The organism is Venatorbacter sp. C2-1 (assembly GCF_022832715.1).
In the GTDB taxonomy this organism is placed as follows: domain Bacteria; phylum Pseudomonadota; class Gammaproteobacteria; order Pseudomonadales; family Oceanobacteraceae; genus Venatoribacter; species Venatoribacter alkanivorans.
Genome location: NZ_CP094879.1, coordinates 2417014 through 2435815, shown reverse-complemented (window position 1 = coordinate 2435815; position 18802 = coordinate 2417014). Strand labels below are relative to the sequence as shown.

Sequence of the window (18802 nt, the reverse complement as noted above, 5' to 3'; positions counted from 1 at the left end):
AGACAAGACAGTGAAGGGGTGAAGTTTGAGTTTTCAACAATATTTCCTCCCACTGAACGATTTTATGTTTATGGAGTGGTAACCCCATATGAAGCCTAATTTGCCGAGTTCGCGGGCTACAGCGCTGGTGCCTGGCTGTCGGATACGCCGCGTAATATCAAAGGCAAGGGCATGCTCTGGCCGGATCGGGCGATGCTGAAGCTGTTGGAAAGTCTGGATTAAGACAGGTTGTTACCGCTTGCCGGCATCCCTACAATGGGCGTCAAATTGATTAAGGAAGGTAACATGTCCAAAAACTTCGAAGCTCAGGGAATCATCCATTCCATCGACGAAACCCGTTCTTACGGTGCCAATGGTTTTACCAAGCGTGAGTTTGTGATCAAGCTGACCGGCGATGGCGAGAAGCCGGAGTACCCTAATTACGTCGCGCTGGAGCTTCTGAAAGATAAGTGTGCGCTGATGGATGCTTACCGCGTTGGCGAAGAGGTGGTGGTGCATTTTAATCTGTCCGGTCGTCTGTGGGCCAAGCCGGGTAACCCGGAAAAATGCTTTACCAGCCTGCAGGCCTGGCGTATTGAGCGTGCCGGTGCGGAAGGTTCTGCTCCGTCGGCTGGGGCAGATTATGATCAGTTCGCGCAGACCATGCCGAACTACGATGATGATGTGCCGTTCTGAGTATCGGCTTCCCGCTGAATAAACGAATCTGAAAAAGCGCAGCCATTTGGCTGCGCTTTTTTTAACCTCTTGCTGTTGGCAGTGTATTGCCTGTCAGCCTTCAGTTTTTTGCCAACTACGCCACCGGCAGGGGTTTTCCGGCCTTTATTCTCTCCGGTTTGAACCTTACCCCGGTGTACGGGTGTGCGCACAATAGCCGCTTTTCTGCCGGAGTGGTTGTATGGCAAACAGGGCGCTGACGTTATTCACCATTAATATGTCGCATTACAGCGAGAAAATCCGCTGGCTGCTCGACTATGAAGAGATTCCCTATCAGGAAATTGCGCTGACGCCGGCGCTGCATACCCTGCCGATGTGGCTGAAAGGGCGGCGCGCGCAAACCACGGTGCCGTTACTGCAAAGCGGTAAAACCTGCATTCAGGACAGCCCGCGCATTGTGAACTGGCTGGCCGGGCATCACAGCCCTCTGGACAGTATGCCCAGCGAAAAACATCAGGAAATACTGGCCATCCAGCAGCGTTTTGATGCCATTGGTAAGCCCATTGCGCGTTATTTATATCTGCCGGGTTTTGCCCATGATGCCTTAATCCGCACCATCTGGACGCAGTTTGCAAAACCCTGGGAACGGCGTTTTATTACGCTGGCGTACCCACTGATTAAACCGGCATTCAGAATTAAATTGCGTATTTATCCGCGTGCGGTGACGCAGGCAGAGCAGTTGATTGATGCTGAAATCCGCTGGCTGGAGCAGCGGCTGCAGCAGCTGGAGCAAGGGGAACAGGAAAAAGGGCAAAAGGAAAAGCAGGGAAGGCAGAGCAAGAAGTGCCGTTATCTGGTGGGCGATGCGTTTTCGTTTGCCGATATTGCCGCAGCCTCCATTCTGGCACCGCTGGCGTGTCCGCGCGAACATCCTATTTACGGTGAAGCAGAATTCCGCGCCAAAATGGCCGGGCCGGCGCAGCAATGGGCTGACAGTCCGGCGCTGCAGTGGGTGCGTGATATCTATGCAGAACACCGCGGTAAGGTCTGGGCAAAATTGCCGGCTAAGGCTGCTTAAGTTTTACTGTTTCTGTCACTCTGGGTTGGCTGCTTTGCCGGCCGTTTTGTCTGTGGCTTTGTCAGTAGCTGCGGGCAAGCGGCCGTCGGGTGAGTAACCCACGGCCAGCTGATCCAGTGTCACCTGGCTGAAGCGCTCCAGCACCAGCGCTTCGGCTTCCTGCAATACATCGGTAATAGCGCCGTTTACCGCCTGTTCTATCGGGCAGGCGGTGTGTTCATCGGTCAGACCGATGGTAAATAACGAGCTTTCTTTCAGTGCGCGGTGAATATCCTGCAGCGTAATGTCGGCCAGCGGTGTGGCCAGTTGCCAGCCACCACCGTGGCCTTTGCCCGAGCTTACATAGCCTTCGGCTTTCAGAATCGCCATGGTGCGCCTTACCACCACCGGGTTGGTGTGCAGCATCTGCGCAATCTGATCCGATGTCAGCGGAGCGGTCTGGTAATGCATATGAACCAGTACGTGCAGCATGCGTGACAGGCGGCTGTCTTTTCTCATGATGTATCCGTGATGTGGGTGGCGATGGCTGATGGCGCATATTCTACGCGGTTTTATCATGACACATTAAAAGTATCATGAGTTGATTTTCTCATCTTAAGTAACTTATATTGTTTCGTGAGTGAATGAGACGGAGGAAATGTCATGACGCACGCAACTCACCCACAAAACAGCCATACCTTTAACATTCAGACCCGTACGCCGGACATCTACGACTGCCTGATCATCGGCGGCAGCTTTGCCGGTTTATCGGCGGCGCTGCAACTGGCCCGCGGCCAGCGTCAGGTGCTGATTCTTGATGCCGGGGAAACACGCAACCGTTTTGCCGAAGCATCCCACGGCTTTTTCACCCTCGATGGTGTCTCTCCGGCCGAGGTACGTCAGCGCGCGCTTGAACCCTTGCTGGCCTACCCAACGGTCAGCCTGCGTCAGACCCGCGTCACGGCGGCACGCAAGAGCGAAGAGGGCTTTGTGCTGCAAAGTGACGATGGCCAGGAGGTAAAAGGGCGAACCTTAATTCTGGCGACGGGTGTGGCCGATCAGCTGCCGGATATTCCCGGCCTGAAAGAGCGCTGGGGTAAAAGCGTAATTCACTGCCCCTACTGCCACGGTTATGAACTGCGTGGTCAGCCGATAGCCGTTCTGGCCGGTTCAGCGCATTCGGCGATGCAGGCCGCGATGTTGCCGGACTGGGGGCCGACTACGTATTTCACGCAGGGCGATTTCGAGCCGGACGACGACCTTCTGCCGGTTCTGACACGGCGTGGCGTAACCATTGAGCGCACACCGATTGTTGCGGTTGAGGGTGAAGGGGAAGGCGAGGGCGAGGGCGATGCGGTGTCAGCCGTACGTCTGGCCGATGGTCGCCGTATTGCGGTCGGCGCCGTTTATGTTGCTCCGCAAACTCAGATTGCGCAGGCACTGGTTGAGCAATTGGGGCTCGCTACCGAAGAGGCACCCACCGGGCTGATGATCAGCGCCGATGCCATGCGCCAGACCAGCGTGCCGGGTGTGTTTGCCGCCGGTGATACGGCAATGCCAATGCATAATGCCACGCTGGCGTCGGCATCCGGTGTGATGGCCGGAGTAGCGGCGCATCGTTACTTAATTTTTAACCAGTAACGGCGCACCGTTATTTAAATAAAGTTTATACCGCACGATCAAAAACAGAGCAGCCGTCAGAGACTGACGGCCTGCTCCCAACCTTTAATACGGATTTCGCTGTCGGAAATCTGAAGATCTTGCGGTTCCAGTACATTTTCACCAAAGCAGTAGCGCGGTTTAATCTTCCCGGCGGTCATATTCTGATCGTAATCCTGCGCCTGCTGCTGAATAAATTCATTGCGTGACAGATAGTCTTTCCAGCGCTGCGGGCCGTATTTATGTGCCAGTAATTTATGCGTTTGCTGCGGGCTGACAAAAAATCCGGAGGCGTTATTACCGCCAAAACCTTTGGCATTAATAAAGGCTAACGGCATTTTTTCGGCATTAATCGGCTGGTGCTGCAGCAGAATATTCAGCCCCTTCTGGTGTACATCGTCGGCAATTTCGGTGGTCGTGGTAATACCGGGAATCATATGGTTAGCCCAGCTGCCGAGGCTCATCAATAACTGGTCGGCGGAGGCGGCGGCAATGGAGTGGCCGAGGTGTGCTTTAACGGCGGTTACCGGCCAGTTCTGGATATTAAAGGCGCCGGCCAGTTCGCTGAAAATATGCGACTCTGTTGTACGGTTCGCTGGCGTACTGCTGCCGTGGGCCTGAACAAAAGAGCCATGACGAAGGGCATCTTCACCCAGCCAGCGGCGGGCTTCGGCCATGGCTTTGCCCATGGTCAGGTAGTTGCCGACACCGGGGTTGGATATGGATTTTTTATAACCGTCGGCATTTACAAATACATCACCTACCGCGGCATGAATGGTCAGGCCTAATTCCAGTGCTAATTCATCATCACAGAGCACAAAAAACTGCGCAGATTCGGCGATGGTAAAACCACCGTTATGGCCAAACGGCCGGCTCGCCCGGCGGAAATCAGGAGTTTGTCCGGTATTTAAACCGTCTAGGTCGCGTAATTTCTGTTCGGTAATTAACGCCGTCATGGCGCTGTAACCTTCGACAATTTCCGGCGTGAGTGGCGCTTCGCTGTTACCGACAATCACCAGCCGGCGGCGGCCACTCTGAATATCATCCAGTGCGACTTTTAAATTGTATAAAAAGGTAGCGCAGGCACCGACCATACTGCCGGTGGCGCCGACATTACCCAGTACATAGGCATTAATAAAATCAGCGGGCATTTCGCTCAGGCCCAGCGCACATTGTTTGGAACTGGTGCGCTTGCCCAGCAGGGAAGATTGCAGCATGCCACCGTGGCCATTGCCGTCGAGCTGACCCATGGCAGAGCCGGCATAAACGGCGATTTCGTCAGGCTGTAAACGCTGGCGGATAGCATCCCAGTTCATACCCAGCTGGCCCAGAGCGTCGGAGGCGGCATACACCGCCATCTGCAGTCCGCGGGGATGATGGTGTGATGGGTACAGCGCGGCCGGGTCAAAGCCTTTGGGTGTTTGTCCTGCACTCTGTACCGCCAGACGCTTATGGCTTAAACGCCAGCAGGGAGTGCCATCGCTGTCGGTAAATGGCTGGTGAAAAGGTACGGCACTGGCATCCCAGTCCATATTGTCCCAGCCGCGTACCAGAGTGCCGTTGATGATCTGTTCACGCCAAACAGCATCGCCGTTCAGTGGCAGGTTCATGCTTTGTGCCAGAGCATTCAGGGTGGCCTGTTGCTGCTGGCTGCCCAGCTCATCCAGAACCAGACGCTGGTAAGCATGATGTGCTGAACTGCGGCCCGCAGCGTTAATGCCACCAAAGGCGGTAATAACGGCCAGTTTTCTCATGATTGCTCTCCTGATAACGCAGGCCCGGCAGGGTAAAACGTCTGCCGGGCGGACAAATGGGGAATAAGGCCATTGTAGGAGTGCATTCTGCTTAGCTATTAGGATACTCTGGACAAATATGGTGACAAAAAAGACGCCATTACAGAGGCGGGTTCACAGCTGTGTTGCGCAGCCTGTTAAGTGAACGTTGCTGTTGCTGTTTAAGGAGCCGTTTAAGGAGCCGGAATGATCCGCCATGTCACCCTGCTGGCCATGGGCCAGATGCTCAGTTCCAGTGTCGCTATTCCGCTGGAAATGCTTGAGGCCACACGGGCGAGATTACGTCTGGCGCGCGATCCGCGTGCGGTGTTTCAGGTAGACGTGGTGGCACAGCAATTACAGCCGCTGACCATGCTGGGTGGCTTTCAGATCCGCCCGAGCAAAATTCTGGATGAAGTTGAACATACCGATTTAATTGTGGTGCCGGCACTGTGGCGTAACCCAAAACCGCAACTGGCGCAGCAGGCCGATACCATTGCCTGGCTGGCGCGTCAGTACCGCGCCGGTGCCAGCATTATTGCCATTGGTACCGGCGTTTGTTTGCTGGCAGAGGCCGGACTGCTGGATGGCAAGCCGGCCACCACACACTGGCATTATCTGGATCAGTTCGCGCGCGATTACCCCAAAGTAAAATTGCAGCGCCAGCATCTGCTGACACAGGATGGCCGGCTGTATTGCGCGGCCAGTGTGAATTCCGGTGCCGATTTAATGGTGCATTTTATTGGTCTGCAATATGGCCGGGAGCTGGCCTTACAGGTGGAGCAGCAGTTCTCACCGGAGGTGCGTAACCCGTTTGAGAAAAAAGTCTTTTACGCCGATCAGGTGCATCAGCACCCCGATGAAGTCATCGCCTTAGCGCAAACCTGGCTGCAGCAAAATGTGCAGAAACCCTTATTGTTAAGTCAGCTGGCGGCTGATGCCGGTTTAAGTGAGCGCCAGTTTGACCGGCGCTTTCGTGCAGTTACCGGTACCACACCGACGCAATATCTGCAGAAATTACGCTGTGACAATGCCCGCGATTTATTGCAGAACTCCAATCTGAGTGTGGCCGATATCGCCGCCGCCGTGGGGTATAACGACGGTGGTTATTTTACCCGGATTTTCCGCCGGCTGGCCGGGCAGACGCCGGCAGAATACCGCAAAAAAGTGCGGGCCAAGTTGTTCAGCAGCTGAAACAGGCTGTTTGGGATAACGACTTTAATAATACGGTCATCCTTTCCATTTTTATTGTAATCTTGAGCCCGTCAGGGAAATTACTTTATGGATAAAAAATGTACGGAAACTTATTAAAAATACTGCTTTTTGTTCAGCTGGCGTTAATTATTACTCCTGCGCAGGCAGGTAAAAATAAAGACTATTCAGATCTGACCTATTATTCGCTGAGCAGCAATAATACCTTTCCGGACGCTGCTTATCAGTCGCTCACCGGGTTGGGTGATGACGATCTGGTTGTGGCTATCAGCCTTGATGACACTCCCTATCAAAAAGAGATCAGTTTCAGGGTGGAAGCCGTAGCCGGAAAACTTTATGCGCCGGATATTGTTGTGCTGGATGAACATTTTCGCGTTATTCAATTAACCAGCTCCTATGTGGATATTGATGCCTGCGATGACGATCTGGATCATTATGTTGTACTCAATAGCGAAGCCCGTTATCTGGTGATAAAACCAGGGCATCGGGGAAACAGAAAAGAATGGGATATTTGTTTCGCGTGGCAGTTGCTGCCTATATTACCTTTGCCAATCTTCTATCCCTCTTCGGTTTATTCCGCATATGAGCCGGAAGGGAAGTCCAGTCTGGAAATAGACAAGGTATGGAATGAACGAACGCGCTTTTTCTGGTCTTCTGAGCTGGAAAGTAATGGTAAGGATTTTTTGCGCAGCAGCGACAATCCGGACTTTAAAACCCCACCCAGCGTGAACTTTCATCTCGGCGCTGATGTGCCTTTAAATCCTACGTCCTTTCTCCGCGCCACCCTGGGCGCGCGCTTTACCACGGTCAACGATCAGCAGCAAAAAGGTCAGATGCTGTATCTCGGCGCCGGTTACCGGCCAACACAAAACTGGAATATCAGTGCCGGACTGCGGGCGGAGTTTAACCGCAGCCAGATTGCTCCCTGGATTGATTATCAGGGCAATGCAGCGGTGAAGTATGACACCAGTTATGGCTTGCGCCTGGGAGCGGGTTATCACCTCGGCCGTTCCTGGAGCTCTGAATTGTCAGCAACCTTGCTGGAGCTGGAAACCCAGTCGGGCGTCTCGGTGTCTGGTAGCAGTTTGTCGCTGGCGCTCGTTTATCACTTCAATTAACCACTATCAGCGGGACGCCTGGGCAGTGTTACTGGTCGGGCGTCGCTCTCCGTTTTTGCGCCTCCTGAATTCCTCTCTACGACCTTGGTGGTAAAAATTGGTCATTCTGTAAAAAAACTACAGGAATCCATTGTCAACGCCGTTTGTTCAGTGCAGACTGGGTTTTGTCAAGGTTTTATGGGCTTTTGTTCTGTAAAAGTACTACGAAAATACCTTGGTAAAACTACCTAAAGGGTCTTATCTATGATCATTTTTAAAGAAAAGGATAATAGGTAAGACCAATTTAGATGGGGTTGCAGCTCATAAGGCTGTAACGGACTCAGTGCCGGACTTATCGGTTGCGGCACGTACAATCAGGAGACCGGAGTTCAGATGACACACGATGTCGATGTTTACGAAACCCAGGAATGGCTGGATTCACTGCATGCCACCATTCGTCACGCTGGCCCTGAGCGGGCTGCCTTCTTACTGAAAAAACTCTTCGACCATGCCATGGCCAAAGGCGTTGCTTTGCCGCCCGCCATTACCACGCCATACCGCAATACCATTGCCCCGGAAAAAGAAAAGCGCATGCCCGGCGATTTATTTATGGAGCGCCGTATCCGCTCGTTAATCCGCTGGAACGCGCTGGCGATGGTGATGCGCGCCAACGATAACGACGAAGGTCTGGGTGGCCATATTGCTTCTTTCTCGTCGGCCGCGACCTTATATGACGTTGCTTTTAATTATTTTTTCCGTGGCAACGATGATGGTCACCTGGGTGACCTGATTTATTTTCAGGGCCATTCGGCACCGGGTATTTATGCGCGCTCTTATCTCGAAGGGCGCTTTGACGAGCAACAGCTCGACAGTTTCCGCCGCGAAGTCGATGGCAATGGTCTGTCGTCTTATCCGCACCCATGGCTGATGCCCGATTACTGGCAGTTCCCGACGGTATCCATGGGGCTGGGGCCAATTCAGGCAATTTATCAGGCGCACGTGATGCGTTATTTATCCGCCCGTGATCTGGTTGCCCGTGGCGACCGTAAAGTCTGGGCCTTTCTGGGTGACGGTGAATGTGACGAGCCGGAAACTCTGGGCGCTATTTCTCTGGCCGGACGCGAGCAACTGGAAAACCTGATTTTTGTCGTTAACTGCAACCTGCAGCGTCTGGATGGGCCGGTACGGGGTAACGGCAAAATCATGCAGGAACTCGAAGGCGTATTCCGTGGCGCCGGCTGGAATGTGATTAAAGTGGTGTGGGGACGGCACTGGGATATTCTGCTGGAAAAAGATAAATCCGGCATGCTGCAGAAACGCATGGACGAAGTCTGTGACGGTGATCTGCAGAACTACAAAGCCAATGGTCCGGCCTATACCCGTGAACATTTCTTTGGCGCTTATCCGGAATTAAAAGAACTGGCTGACGAACTGACCGATGACGATATCCGCAAACTGAACCGCGGTGGTCATGATCCGTTTAAAGTCTATGCCGCCTATGCGGAAGCCGTTGCCCATAAAGGCCAGCCAACTGTGGTGCTGGCGCAGACAGTAAAAGGCTATGGTCTGGGTGATGCCGGCGAATCGGCCAATATTACCCACTCGGTGAAAAAACTCGATAAAGAAGCGCTGAAGCAATTCCGTGACCGCTTTGCCATTCCGCTGACCGATGACCAACTGGATGACGTGCCGTATTACCGTCCGGCGCCGGACAGCCCGGAAATGAAATACATGCGCGAACGCCGCGAACAGCTGCACGGTTTTGTACCGTCACGCCGTCCGGATTTTGAGCCTTTAAATGTCCCGGCACTGGAGGCCTTCCAGAGTCAGCTCAGCGGCAGTGGCGAACGTGAATTATCGTCGACCATGAGTTTTGTGCGGGTGTTATCGCAACTGGTTAAAGATAAAAACATTGGTCAGCGGGTCGTGCCTATTGTGCCGGATGAAGCCCGTACCTTTGGTATGGAAGGTATGTTCCGCCAGTTGGGTATTTATTCCTCTGCCGGGCAGAAATATACCCCGCATGATTCCAATCAGATCATGTATTACAAGGAAGATAAAAAAGGCCAGATACTGGAAGAAGGCATCAACGAAGCCGGTGCGATGTCGGCCTGGATTGCGGCGGCGACGGCGTACAGCAACAGCCATTGCCCGATGATTCCGTTTTATGTGTTTTATTCCATGTTCGGTTTTCAGCGTATCGGTGATCTGGCCTGGGCCGCTGGTGATATTCAGGCGCGTGGCTTTTTAATCGGCGCGACTTCCGGCCGTACCACCTTAAATGGTGAAGGTTTGCAGCATCAGGATGGCCACAGTCATTTAATGGCACACACAATTCCTAACTGTAAATCCTACGACCCGACCTACGGTTTTGAGCTGGCGGTCATTATTCAGGATGGTTTAAAGCGCATGTACGAGCAGCAGGAAAACTGCTTCTACTACATCACCACCATGAATGAAAACTACGCCCATCCGGATATGCCACAGGGTGCCGAAGAAGGCATTATCAAAGGTATTTATCTGCTGAAAGGTGGTAAGAAAACCAAGGCGACCGAACCCCGGGTACAGCTGATGGGGGCTGGTTCTATTTTGCGTGAAGTGGAAGCTGCGGCGGATATTCTGCGCAACGATTACGGCGTTGAGTCGGATATCTGGAGCGTAACCTCGGTGAACGAACTGGCGCGTGATGGTCAGCGTTGTCAGCGTGAAAATCTGCTTAAACCGGATGCTGAAACGCAGGTGCCGTATCTCACTCAGGTACTGGCCGATAAAAAAGGCCCGGCGGTGCTGGCGACCGATTATATCAAGTCGTATGGCGAGCAGTTGCGTGCCTTTATTCCGCAAAACTGTGGTGGTGCCGCAGGCTTTAAGGTGCTGGGAACCGATGGTTTTGGCCGCAGTGATACACGTAAAAAGTTACGTCATTTCTTTGAAGTCAGCCGTGAGTTTATCGTACTGGCTGCACTCAGCAGCCTGGCCGAAGAAGGTAAACACTTCACGAAAGATGATCTGTTGAAAGCGCGCAAAGCCTTAGGCATTGCGGCTGACAAAAACGACCCGACCCTGTGCTGAGAAGGAGGCCATCATGAGTAAACTGACTGTGACTGTGCCCGATATCGGTGGTGCAGAGAATGTGGAAATTATTGAAATTAATGTCGCGGTGGGCGACAGCGTAAACGCCGATCAGGATTTACTGGTACTGGAAACCGATAAAGCAACGATGGAAATTCCGTGCCCGCAGGCCGGTAAAGTTCTGGCGTTGCTGGTTAAGGTTGGCGATAAAGTCTCTGAAGGCTCGGCCATTCTGGAGCTGGAATCAGCAGATTCTGCTGACACTGAGCAGAACAATGCAGAGCAGATCAGTGCAGAACCAGCGGCCGCTGCGCAAGAGCCTGCTCCGGCGGCTCCTGCGGCAGAAATAAACGCCGGTTCAGCAGCAGATAGTGTGGAAAGTCTGATTGATCTGGTGGTGCCTGATCTGGGCGGTGCCAGTGAAGTCACCGTGATTGAACTCTGTGCGCAGCCCGGCGATACCCTCAGTGCTGACGATTCGCTGATCGTACTGGAAAGCGATAAAGCCAGTATGGATATACCGGCACCACAGGGCGGCACCTTAAAAGAGTTGCTGATTAATATTGGCGACAAAGTGAAAGAGGGCCAGGTGTATGGCAGGCTGCTGACACAGGCGCAGCCGGGCTCTGCAGCATCAGCTCAACAGACATCGGCTCAGCCAGCGTCAAATAAAGCGGTGGAGAATGCACCAGCGCCAACAGCGGCGGCTGTTTCTGCGGTGCCTGTAGCTGCCGTGTCTGAAACGACGAGCAGTGCAGAAAAAACTGATATTCATAATGTCTACGCCGGTCCGTCTTCCCGTCGCCTGGCGCGACAGCTGGGTGTCGATTTAACCAAAGTAAAAGGCACGGGTGACCGCAGCCGTATTACCAAAGACGATATCCGCGACTACGTTAAAGCGCTGGTAAAACAGGCTGAAAGTGGCGTTGCTGCGGTGACTTCTGGCAGTGGTATTCCTGCGGTTCCGGCAGTTGATTTTGCACAATTCGGTGAGATTGAACTGCAGCCGATGAGCAAAATTAAAAAGATCACGGCGGCTAATATGAGCCGTAACTGGCTGAATGTGCCGCACGTCACGCAGTTTGATGAAGCCGATATTACCGACCTGGATGCTTTCCGCGCTTCGATGAAAGCGGAAGCAGAAAAACAGGGCGTTAAACTGACTCCGCTGCCGTTTTTAATTAAGGCAGCAGCCAGTGCCCTGACACTGGAGCCCAGCTTTAATGTATCGCTGCACCACGATGGCGAACATATGGTGCAGAAACACTATGTGCACATCGGTATTGCCTGCGATACACCGAACGGCCTGATGGTGCCGGTGTTGCGTGATGCCGATAAAAAAGGCATTTACCAGATCGCCCGTGAAGCCAGCGAGCTGATTGAAAAAGCCCGTAATGGTAAGCTCAAACCTAACGAAATGCAGGGCGGCTGCTTTACCATTTCCAGTCTGGGCGCGATGGGCGGTACCGGTTTTACGCCGATTGTGAATGCACCGGAAGTGGCGATTATGGGGGTATCCAGGGCGCAGATAAAACCACAGTGGAACGGCAAAGAGTTTGTGCCGCGTAATATGCTGCCGCTGGCGGTATCTTACGACCACCGGGCGATTAACGGTGCTGACTGTGGCCGCTTCTTCACCACGCTGGTGGCGTTGTTGTCGGATGTGCGCCGTCTGATTTTATAACCAAGCGTGTTATCGCGGGCATGGCCCGCTCCTACCCAAATCTGCTCCTTTTTAAAGACGCCGATTTTTCGTAGGGGCGGGCCATGCCCGCGAATACCTGTAGTCTTAAGGATATATTCCTCTCAGCGCAGCCACTGCTCTGGCAGACCTTTGGTCTGAATCATCGCGGCAAAATCCATGGCCAGCGCAATTGCCACATGCACGGCAACACCACCCCAGATTGAGCGTGACTTTAACGCCAGAATGCCAAGAAAAAAGCCGAATAAAATTGCGCCGGTCGACTCCAGCCACAGCTTTGGGAAATGCAGCATCAGATAGGGCAGGCACATCACCGCGACCGATAAACTGCCAAACTGAGGCCGCAGGCCATTCACAATAAATCCGCGGAAGAAAAACTCCACGGCAATAAACTGGGTGATGTAAATACACTCCCAGAGCAACAGGCCAAGCCAGCTTTTATGGGCCAGATTATAAAAGGGGTAGTGGTTGGCGAAGTCGTCGCGGAAGCTGGCCAGAATGGCAAAGAACACAATCGGTGTAGCCAGCAGGCAATAACCTAACCAGTGCTTATGCACCTCGCCCCATTGCCAGCCGTAATCGCGGACGGATTGCTTCAGCACGTATCGGATGGTGAGCATCGGAATAATAATAAAGGTCAGCAAGTGCCAGCCTCCCCACCAGACATAACCCAGTAATTCGCGGTACTGGCTGCGCTGATAGCTGATCAGCCATTGGTGGTTGTCAATGGCAAGCAGATTTTCCAGTAGCGGGATTGCAGTACGCAGGTTGCTCGAGTATTTCAGGTAATGCAGCATGAGCAGACAGACACAGGCAACGGCAATCACAATCCAGGCGCGGTTTTTTAAGGTTGCCGGGCTGACATTCTGCCGCTCTTTTTCGGCCTGCTCATCAATAGCGCTGACGTGGGACCAGATCTGTTTCGGGTGCAGCCAGTACAGCGGGTTATGCAGGGTTCTGGATTGAGACGACATAAACATCCTGTTTGTTAATTCAGAGCGCCCTGCGGCGCTTGGTCAATGCAGGTGCCGCCGGCGCTTGGTTAATGCAGGTGCCGCTGGCACTTGGTTAATGCAGGAGTCGGCAGCATTTTATAAATGCCTATGCTGCCAGCGCCATGTTAAAGCAAAAAGTAAGTCTTGATGCCGGACAGAATATTATTCACCGCCACCGATGCCAGAATCAGCCCCATCACCCGGCTGATAATACTGGCGCCACCATCACCGATAAGCCGGTGAACCCGGCTGGCCAGCAGTAACAGGACAAAAACCACCGCCAGAACCGACAGCATAACCAGCGTGGTCTGCGATTGTTCGAGCAGGCTGTAACGGTTGTTCTCGGTCATCAGTACCGCGCCAAGCATGGCGCCGGGGCTGGCAATAGACGGCACTGCCAGCGGAAAAATAGCGGTTTCTCTGCCGTCGCGGGCGATGCGTTTTTCTTCAGCCGGTTTGCCTTCGCCAAAGATCATGGTCAGGGCAAATAGGAACAGCACGATACCGCCGGCAATCTGAAACGCCGACAGCGGAATATTGATGGCGGTCAGAATGATTTCGCCGGCCACCACAAAAAACAGCAGAATTGCGCCGGAGAATAACGTCGCCTGCAGGGCAATTTTTCGCCGTGTCGCTTCGTTATGCAGAGCGGTGACCGCAATAAACACCGGAATGGTACCGATAGGGTCGATCACAGCAAAAAAGAAGATAAAAGTGGCGATCAGTTCGCTCATAAGGCTCCGGAACTGTATGGGCCTGGCTGCCGGACCGGTTCCGGTCAGAAGAGGCAGGCCGGTTGCTGATGTGGTGATATGGCACAGAAGGTAGCAGGATAATGGAGTTTGCCGCTGAATGCAGCGCTCCGTGCTAATATGCACGGCTATCTGTTGCTATTTCTGTGATGATTCCTGTGACCAAACCTGTTGATTCTGCTGCATCTGACTCTGCGCCGAAAAAAGTATCCGGCGCTTCTCTTTATGGTACGGGCAAAGCCCGCCCGGATGCATCCTCCGCTAATGGAACGGGGAAAACCCGTCCGGATGCCTCCACCGCTGATGGAACGGGCAAAAGCCGCCCGGGCACATCCTCAGCACCAAAGCGTGAACGCGATGATCGTCCCGCCGCGAGCCGTGCACGCACGGACGATAAGCCGGAGGGAGGCAAGCAAGCGCGTGATCAGGGCCGTAAACCGGAAAAAGCGCCCTATAAAGGCCGTAATGCTGAATCCGGCGCGTCCGCTTCTGACAGATCCGGCAGTCGCAAGCCTTCCTCAGGAAAAGACGCTGCAGCTAAGGCGCCCTATGGTCAGAAGAGCAAAAAACCGGCCGCCCGCCGCGATGATGAAAAAACAACCTCAGCGCTCTATGGCGAAGTAAAGCCCGAGGGGCTGCATCCGCGTAATGTGCATCAGGGCCGTTACGATATGGCAGCGCTGGTGGCAGCGGTGCCGGAGCTTGAATATTTTCTGCAGGCGAATCCGCGCGGTGAGCAGACCATCGACTTCAGCGATAACAATGCCGTTGTCTGTCTGAATAAAGCCTTGCTGAAACACCATTATGGCGTGCAGCAGTGGAGTATTCCGGCCGGGTTTTTATGCCCGCCGATTCCGGGGCGCGCCGATTATATTCACTATCTGGCGGATCTGCTGACGGAGTCGGCTAAACCTTCCGTTAATGCAACACCACGGGTGCTGGATATCGGTACCGGCGCGAATCTGATTTATCCGATTATTGGCAGTAGCGTCTATGGCTGGCAATTTACCGCGACCGATGTGGATGCCACTGCGATCCGCAATGCCCATGCGATTATTTCTGCTAATCCGGCGCTGCAGAGTATTAATATTCTGATGCAGCGAAACAGTGAGAAATTATTTGGCGGTATGATCCGCCCAGATGATTATTTTGATTTAACCCTGTGCAATCCGCCGTTTTTTGCCTCACAAAAAGAAGCCGAAGCGCAGGCACGACGCAAGTGGCGCAATTTAAAAGGCGATAAAGCCTCGGTAAAACGCAACTTTGGCGGGCAGGGAAATGAGCTCTGGTGCGAAGGTGGGGAGCTGGCGTTTATTAAACGCATGATCCATGAAAGTGTGGAGTTTTCAGCTCAGGTTGGCTGGTTCAGCAGTCTGGTGTCAGCCCATGACCATCTTCCGGCACTGAAGCAGTTGCTGCGTAAACTGGGCGCGACGGATATTAAAACCGTGCCGATGGCGCAGGGGCAGAAGGTCAGCCGCTTTATTGCCTGGACGTTTCAGGCATAAATTCTGTGCTGCAACAGCGGCTGGTAAATCATGATTTACCAGCCGCTGTGTTTACTGTTGAGACTGCGCTTTTCTGATCTCCGTTACCTGATCAAAACCAATCCCCCAGTTATCCGTCGGGACTTCATCAATCACCACAAAGGTGACATGCGGTGGCTTATTCAGAACATCGGCCATCAGTTGTGTGGCACCGCGTATCAGTGCCTGTTTCTGTTCGTTACTGACGTTCTCGTCGGTAATCCGGATATTAATGTAAGGCATAGTTATCTCCGCTCAGGCATCGGCGTACATTTTGTTAACGATGAGCCATTGATTGTTTTCTTTTAACAGTCCGAGAAAATCGATATAGGTGTGCCCCAGTAATGGACACAACACTTTGACCATGGCCTGCTCACCGAGCAGATCAACTGCCAGAAGCCGGTAGCCGAAGGCGTCACCACGCCGGGCCGGCACTTCGCGCTGAGTTACAAGGCTCAGCCAATCTTCCAGATTGCAGCGTAGACCCGGCGCTTTGAGCACCGCATCGGCATGAAAAATATGCCGTAGTTTTTGTGTATCGCCCTGATGCAGGCCGTCGAAATAGTCCTGTACCAGGGCACAGATCTGATCGAAATCCTGAGTGGTTATTGCATCCGTATTCATCATAGGTCTCCATCTTGCGCTTCTGTTATCCGCTGCTCTTATCCGTTTTTATTGGCGCAGGGCATCGGCTGTTTGTTGTTCAGCTTTTAATGCCTGCTTAAAGCTGTCCATTGCCAAGACGCGGTCGATCATGGCGCTGGTTTTTTCACCAATCTGAATATTGACCGGAAATGCCGCGCCCCAGCGTGAATAGACGCTGAGCATAATGTCGGCGGCAGAAGGTTGTTCACCGCCCAGAAATGGCTGCTCCTGCAGCTGATTCTCCACCACTTGCCACAAGGCACTGATGGCGTCGGCGGCGGTCGCAAAGAAGGCCTGGCGGGCGTCGGCATCATGAATGGCTGAGCTGGCAAAAAATAAGCGGCTGTATGCCGGGTGCATGGTGGCGTTGGCGAACATGATGTTGCGGATGGCCTGCAGGCGCGCGTTGGCATCATTGTGCGGGAGCATCGGGTTAGGGTGCTTTTCCAGCAGGTGGATCATGATGGCAGCACCTTCACGCAGAGTCTGGCCGTTATCCGGATCGAGCAGAACAGGGACGGTGCCGACCGGGTTGATGCTGCTGAAGTCGCTGACCTGTTGTTTGTGAATCAGGCTCACTTCCTGGCCCAGTTCGCGCAGTACCACCTGGGTGGCGAGTGAGCAGGCGTCAGGCAGAAAATACAGTGTGTACATAGTCTTCTCCGGTGTATTCGGGTTTGAGTGTTGTTTGGGAGTCTTGGTGTGGGCCGTGAGCACTGTGCTTCACAGCCTTATGGGCAGATTAGGGGGTTGGCGTTGTTGGATATATAGCTACAATGCGAACCAGTTGTTTTCAAATTGGAAACAGTTTTGGGCGGGGGAGCAGTGAATAAACTTCGGGCAATACAGCTGTTTGTCAGGCTGGCAGAGCTGGGCAGCTTTACCCGGGTGGCGGAGCAGCTGAACACATCGAAATCGGTTATCAGTAAGGAAGTCAGCCGCCTGGAAGAGGATCTGGGAGTCCGGCTGTTGCACCGCACTACGCGCAATGTGCAGTTAACCCATGCCGGGGAAGGCTATCTGCAGCGGGCGCGGGAGATTCTGGCGCAGCTGGAGGCAGCCGACAGCTTTGTGCAGGATCTGCAGCAGGCGCCGCGTGGCCGGCTGAAAATCAATGCGCCGATGGCGTTGGGGATTACCGAGTTGTCGCGCATGTTTGCCGATTTTATGCGCGCCTATCCGGATATTGAGCTGGATATTCATCTGGGTGATGAAGATGTGGATCTGGTGGCGCAGGGCTTCGATCTGGGGTTTCGTGCCTCCAGTCAGCCGCTGGATCTGGCCTATGTCGGCCGGCCACTGACACGCTTTGGGTATCACGTCTGCGCTGCGCCGCAGTACCTGCAGCAGCATGAACCGATTGTGTCGGTTGATGATCTGCGCAGCCATAACTGCTTTGAATACAGTTATTTCAAGGGTAAGAATGTCTGGCCGCTGGATGACGGTGTACGCATTGGCGGTACGCTAAGGGTCAACAGTGTGATCTTTATGCTGACGGCGATTAAATCCGGTCTGGGGCTTGGGCTGGTGCCTGAGTTTTTATGCCGCGAGGCGCTTGCCAGTGGTGAGCTGGTCGAGGTTTTACCGGATGCGCGCAAGCCAGAGCTGACGCTGTATGCGCTGTACCCGGCCAGGCACTTTGTGCCGGCCAGAGTGCTGCAATGTATCGACTTTCTGGAGGCCTGGTTTCTGCGCCAGCGTTAGCGCATCAGGCCTATTCTGCGCAGGGAGCGCTTGGAGTGGCTTTCAAAGCGGCTGCTTTGCTGCAGGGTTTCTTCAACAAAGGCCAGATGATCATTCACCGCCTGTTGCGCGGCTTTCGGATCACGGCTTAATACCGCGTCTTTAATCGCGCTGTGCTGGCGCAGGATTTCATCACGCCGGTCTTCTTTGGTGTACAGGTATTCCAGGTTAGTGGCGATGGTCATCTTGAATAAGTTGAACAGGGCGCGCATGGAGTGCAGCAGTACTGCGTTATGTGATGCTTCGGCAATGGCAAGGTGAAAACGCCAGTCGAGCTCTGCCTCTTCTTTGTGGCCAATGCGCTGCACATGGCCGTCGAGCCATTCGTTATAGCGCCGTTCAATAATTTCCCGGTCAGTCTCCGTGGCGCGCAGGGCGGCGTAGTGGGCCGCCACTTCTTCCAGCGCGTGGCGGAATTCCAGCAGGTCGTAATTAAATTCGCTGTGGGTCTGAAATAACTGCATCAGCGGATCAACAAAGGACAAGCCGATTTCGGCCGAGACAAAGGTGCCGCCGCCCTGTTTACGGGTAACCAGACCCTTCGCTTCGAGCTTATGCAGTGCTTCGCGCAGTGATGGCCGTGACACTTCAAACTGCTGTGCCAGCTCGCGCTCCGGTGGCATTTTCTGGCCGGGTGCAAGGCTGCCTTCCAGAATCATGGCTTCCAGTCGTTTGGCGATGATGTCGGAAATCTTGCTGGCACGGATCGGATCGTCACTCATGGGGTTCCTGCTGCGGCTTTATGTCTTGTTAAAAGGTAAAGCCAATTCTATCTGAACGTTGCGTTACTTGTCAGGCCTTAAAAGAGCGATTGGTCTGTTTTTTTATGCGACCAATGTCGATATTACAAAGCGCTATATAAGGCATAAAGGGTTTGACCCTGAAGGGAGGCGGCGGTAATTTATTGCAACAAATC

17 protein-coding genes are annotated in these 18802 nt (G+C 53.5%); 9 read left to right on the top strand and 8 right to left on the bottom strand.

What is annotated here, in order from left to right; genetic code table 11:
* The first annotated feature begins 285 nt into the window (after nucleotides 1-285).
* Together MT343_RS10755 and MT343_RS10750 are read left to right on the top strand one after the other, a co-directional pair.
* Nucleotides 286-675, top strand: coding sequence for a DUF3127 domain-containing protein (locus tag MT343_RS10755; RefSeq protein WP_145468309.1), 390 nt, complete (start codon nucleotides 286-288; stop codon nucleotides 673-675).
* A gap of 220 nt (nucleotides 676-895) precedes the next feature.
* A complete protein-coding gene (locus tag MT343_RS10750; RefSeq protein ID WP_145468312.1) occupies nucleotides 896-1732 on the top strand; it encodes a glutathione S-transferase N-terminal domain-containing protein in 837 nt (278 codons plus the stop codon).
* Between the two features lie 15 nt (nucleotides 1733-1747).
* On the opposite strand, the gene MT343_RS10745 is transcribed toward MT343_RS10750, so the two are convergent.
* Nucleotides 1748-2230, bottom strand: a complete 483-nt coding sequence (locus tag MT343_RS10745) for an RrF2 family transcriptional regulator (RefSeq protein ID WP_145468314.1) — start codon at nucleotides 2228-2230, stop codon at nucleotides 1748-1750.
* Between the two features lie 144 nt (nucleotides 2231-2374).
* On the opposite strand from MT343_RS10745, the gene MT343_RS10740 reads away from it, so the two are divergent.
* Nucleotides 2375-3352 carry an NAD(P)/FAD-dependent oxidoreductase gene (locus tag MT343_RS10740; RefSeq protein WP_186435855.1) on the top strand — a complete coding sequence of 326 codons (978 nt, stop codon included), beginning with the start codon at nucleotides 2375-2377 and terminating at the stop codon, nucleotides 3350-3352.
* Between the two features lie 56 nt (nucleotides 3353-3408).
* Here the strand turns inward: MT343_RS10740 and MT343_RS10735 are convergent, their stop codons facing one another.
* The gene (locus MT343_RS10735; protein ID WP_145468316.1) at nucleotides 3409-5124 is read right to left on the bottom strand and encodes a beta-ketoacyl synthase; all 1716 of its coding nucleotides are present in this window, start codon (nucleotides 5122-5124) and stop codon (nucleotides 3409-3411) included.
* 225 nt (nucleotides 5125-5349) lie between these two features.
* On the opposite strand from MT343_RS10735, the gene MT343_RS10730 reads away from it, so the two are divergent.
* The 4 genes from MT343_RS10730 to aceF all read left to right on the top strand — a co-directional run bounded on the left by MT343_RS10730 (nucleotide 5350) and on the right by aceF (nucleotide 12207).
* Complete coding sequence (locus tag MT343_RS10730) at nucleotides 5350-6336, top strand: GlxA family transcriptional regulator (protein WP_222428534.1); 987 nt, start codon at nucleotides 5350-5352, stop codon at nucleotides 6334-6336.
* Between the two features lie 98 nt (nucleotides 6337-6434).
* Nucleotides 6435-7472 (top strand): outer membrane beta-barrel protein, encoded by a 1038-nt coding sequence (locus MT343_RS10725; protein WP_145468318.1) that lies wholly within the window; start codon nucleotides 6435-6437, stop codon nucleotides 7470-7472.
* A gap of 372 nt (nucleotides 7473-7844) precedes the next feature.
* Complete coding sequence (gene aceE / locus MT343_RS10720; protein ID WP_145468320.1) at nucleotides 7845-10523, top strand: pyruvate dehydrogenase (acetyl-transferring), homodimeric type; 2679 nt, start codon at nucleotides 7845-7847, stop codon at nucleotides 10521-10523.
* A 13-nt stretch (nucleotides 10524-10536) separates the two neighbouring features.
* Complete coding sequence (gene aceF / locus MT343_RS10715; protein WP_145468322.1) at nucleotides 10537-12207, top strand: dihydrolipoyllysine-residue acetyltransferase; 1671 nt, start codon at nucleotides 10537-10539, stop codon at nucleotides 12205-12207.
* Between the two features lie 122 nt (nucleotides 12208-12329).
* On the opposite strand, the gene MT343_RS10710 is transcribed toward aceF, so the two are convergent.
* Nucleotides 12330-13199: a CPBP family intramembrane glutamic endopeptidase gene (locus MT343_RS10710; RefSeq protein ID WP_186435856.1), complete on the bottom strand. Its 870-nt coding sequence runs from the start codon at nucleotides 13197-13199 to the stop codon at nucleotides 12330-12332.
* A gap of 146 nt (nucleotides 13200-13345) precedes the next feature.
* Nucleotides 13346-13954, bottom strand: a complete 609-nt coding sequence (locus MT343_RS10705) for a MarC family protein (RefSeq protein ID WP_145468324.1) — start codon at nucleotides 13952-13954, stop codon at nucleotides 13346-13348.
* Between the two features lie 176 nt (nucleotides 13955-14130).
* Here MT343_RS10705 and rlmF point away from each other — a divergent pair, with 176 nt between their 5' ends.
* The gene (gene rlmF, locus MT343_RS19625; RefSeq protein ID WP_368666036.1) at nucleotides 14131-15480 is read left to right on the top strand and encodes a 23S rRNA (adenine(1618)-N(6))-methyltransferase RlmF; all 1350 of its coding nucleotides are present in this window, start codon (nucleotides 14131-14133) and stop codon (nucleotides 15478-15480) included.
* 51 nt (nucleotides 15481-15531) lie between these two features.
* Here rlmF and MT343_RS10695 read toward each other — a convergent pair whose 3' ends face one another.
* The 3 genes from MT343_RS10695 to MT343_RS10685 are packed head-to-tail and all read right to left on the bottom strand — an operon-like array spanning nucleotide 15532 to nucleotide 16797.
* Nucleotides 15532-15741: a tautomerase family protein gene (locus MT343_RS10695; protein ID WP_145468326.1), complete on the bottom strand. Its 210-nt coding sequence runs from the start codon at nucleotides 15739-15741 to the stop codon at nucleotides 15532-15534.
* Nucleotides 15742-15753: 12 nt separating this feature from the next.
* Entirely contained in the window at nucleotides 15754-16125 is a 372-nt protein-coding gene (locus tag MT343_RS10690) for a nuclear transport factor 2 family protein (RefSeq protein WP_222428535.1), read from the bottom strand.
* A 45-nt stretch (nucleotides 16126-16170) separates the two neighbouring features.
* Nucleotides 16171-16797: a glutathione S-transferase family protein gene (locus tag MT343_RS10685; RefSeq protein WP_145468328.1), complete on the bottom strand. Its 627-nt coding sequence runs from the start codon at nucleotides 16795-16797 to the stop codon at nucleotides 16171-16173.
* A gap of 171 nt (nucleotides 16798-16968) precedes the next feature.
* Between MT343_RS10685 and MT343_RS10680 the strand changes: the two genes are divergently transcribed.
* On the top strand, nucleotides 16969-17847 hold the full coding sequence (locus MT343_RS10680; protein ID WP_145468330.1) for a LysR family transcriptional regulator: 879 nt from the start codon (nucleotides 16969-16971) through the stop codon (nucleotides 17845-17847).
* Here MT343_RS10680 and MT343_RS10675 read toward each other — a convergent pair.
* Nucleotides 17844-18608, bottom strand: coding sequence for a GntR family transcriptional regulator (locus MT343_RS10675; RefSeq protein WP_145468331.1), 765 nt, complete (start codon nucleotides 18606-18608; stop codon nucleotides 17844-17846). The two genes, MT343_RS10680 and MT343_RS10675, sit on opposite strands and share 4 nt — an antisense overlap.
* Between the last annotated feature and the right edge of the window lie 194 nt (nucleotides 18609-18802).

What these genes read in the sequence shown, in the direction of transcription:
- MT343_RS10755 (WP_145468309.1), top strand. Translation starts at nt 286, where the DNA reads ATGTCCAAAAACTTCGAAGCTCAGGGAATCATCCATTCCATCGACGAA.
- MT343_RS10750 (WP_145468312.1), top strand. Translation starts at nt 896, where the DNA reads ATGGCAAACAGGGCGCTGACGTTATTCACCATTAATATGTCGCATTAC.
- MT343_RS10745 (WP_145468314.1), bottom strand. Translation starts at nt 2,230, where the DNA reads ATGAGAAAAGACAGCCGCCTGTCACGCATGCTGCACGTACTGGTTCAT.
- MT343_RS10740 (WP_186435855.1), top strand. Translation starts at nt 2,375, where the DNA reads ATGACGCACGCAACTCACCCACAAAACAGCCATACCTTTAACATTCAG.
- MT343_RS10735 (WP_145468316.1), bottom strand. Translation starts at nt 5,124, where the DNA reads ATGAGAAAACTGGCCGTTATTACCGCCTTTGGTGGCATTAACGCTGCG.
- MT343_RS10730 (WP_222428534.1), top strand. Translation starts at nt 5,350, where the DNA reads ATGATCCGCCATGTCACCCTGCTGGCCATGGGCCAGATGCTCAGTTCC.
- MT343_RS10725 (WP_145468318.1), top strand. Translation starts at nt 6,435, where the DNA reads ATGTACGGAAACTTATTAAAAATACTGCTTTTTGTTCAGCTGGCGTTA.
- aceE (WP_145468320.1), top strand. Translation starts at nt 7,845, where the DNA reads ATGACACACGATGTCGATGTTTACGAAACCCAGGAATGGCTGGATTCA.
- aceF (WP_145468322.1), top strand. Translation starts at nt 10,537, where the DNA reads ATGAGTAAACTGACTGTGACTGTGCCCGATATCGGTGGTGCAGAGAAT.
- MT343_RS10710 (WP_186435856.1), bottom strand. Translation starts at nt 13,199, where the DNA reads ATGTCGTCTCAATCCAGAACCCTGCATAACCCGCTGTACTGGCTGCAC.
- MT343_RS10705 (WP_145468324.1), bottom strand. Translation starts at nt 13,954, where the DNA reads ATGAGCGAACTGATCGCCACTTTTATCTTCTTTTTTGCTGTGATCGAC.
- MT343_RS10695 (WP_145468326.1), bottom strand. Translation starts at nt 15,741, where the DNA reads ATGCCTTACATTAATATCCGGATTACCGACGAGAACGTCAGTAACGAA.
- MT343_RS10690 (WP_222428535.1), bottom strand. Translation starts at nt 16,125, where the DNA reads ATGATGAATACGGATGCAATAACCACTCAGGATTTCGATCAGATCTGT.
- MT343_RS10685 (WP_145468328.1), bottom strand. Translation starts at nt 16,797, where the DNA reads ATGTACACACTGTATTTTCTGCCTGACGCCTGCTCACTCGCCACCCAG.
- MT343_RS10675 (WP_145468331.1), bottom strand. Translation starts at nt 18,608, where the DNA reads ATGAGTGACGATCCGATCCGTGCCAGCAAGATTTCCGACATCATCGCC.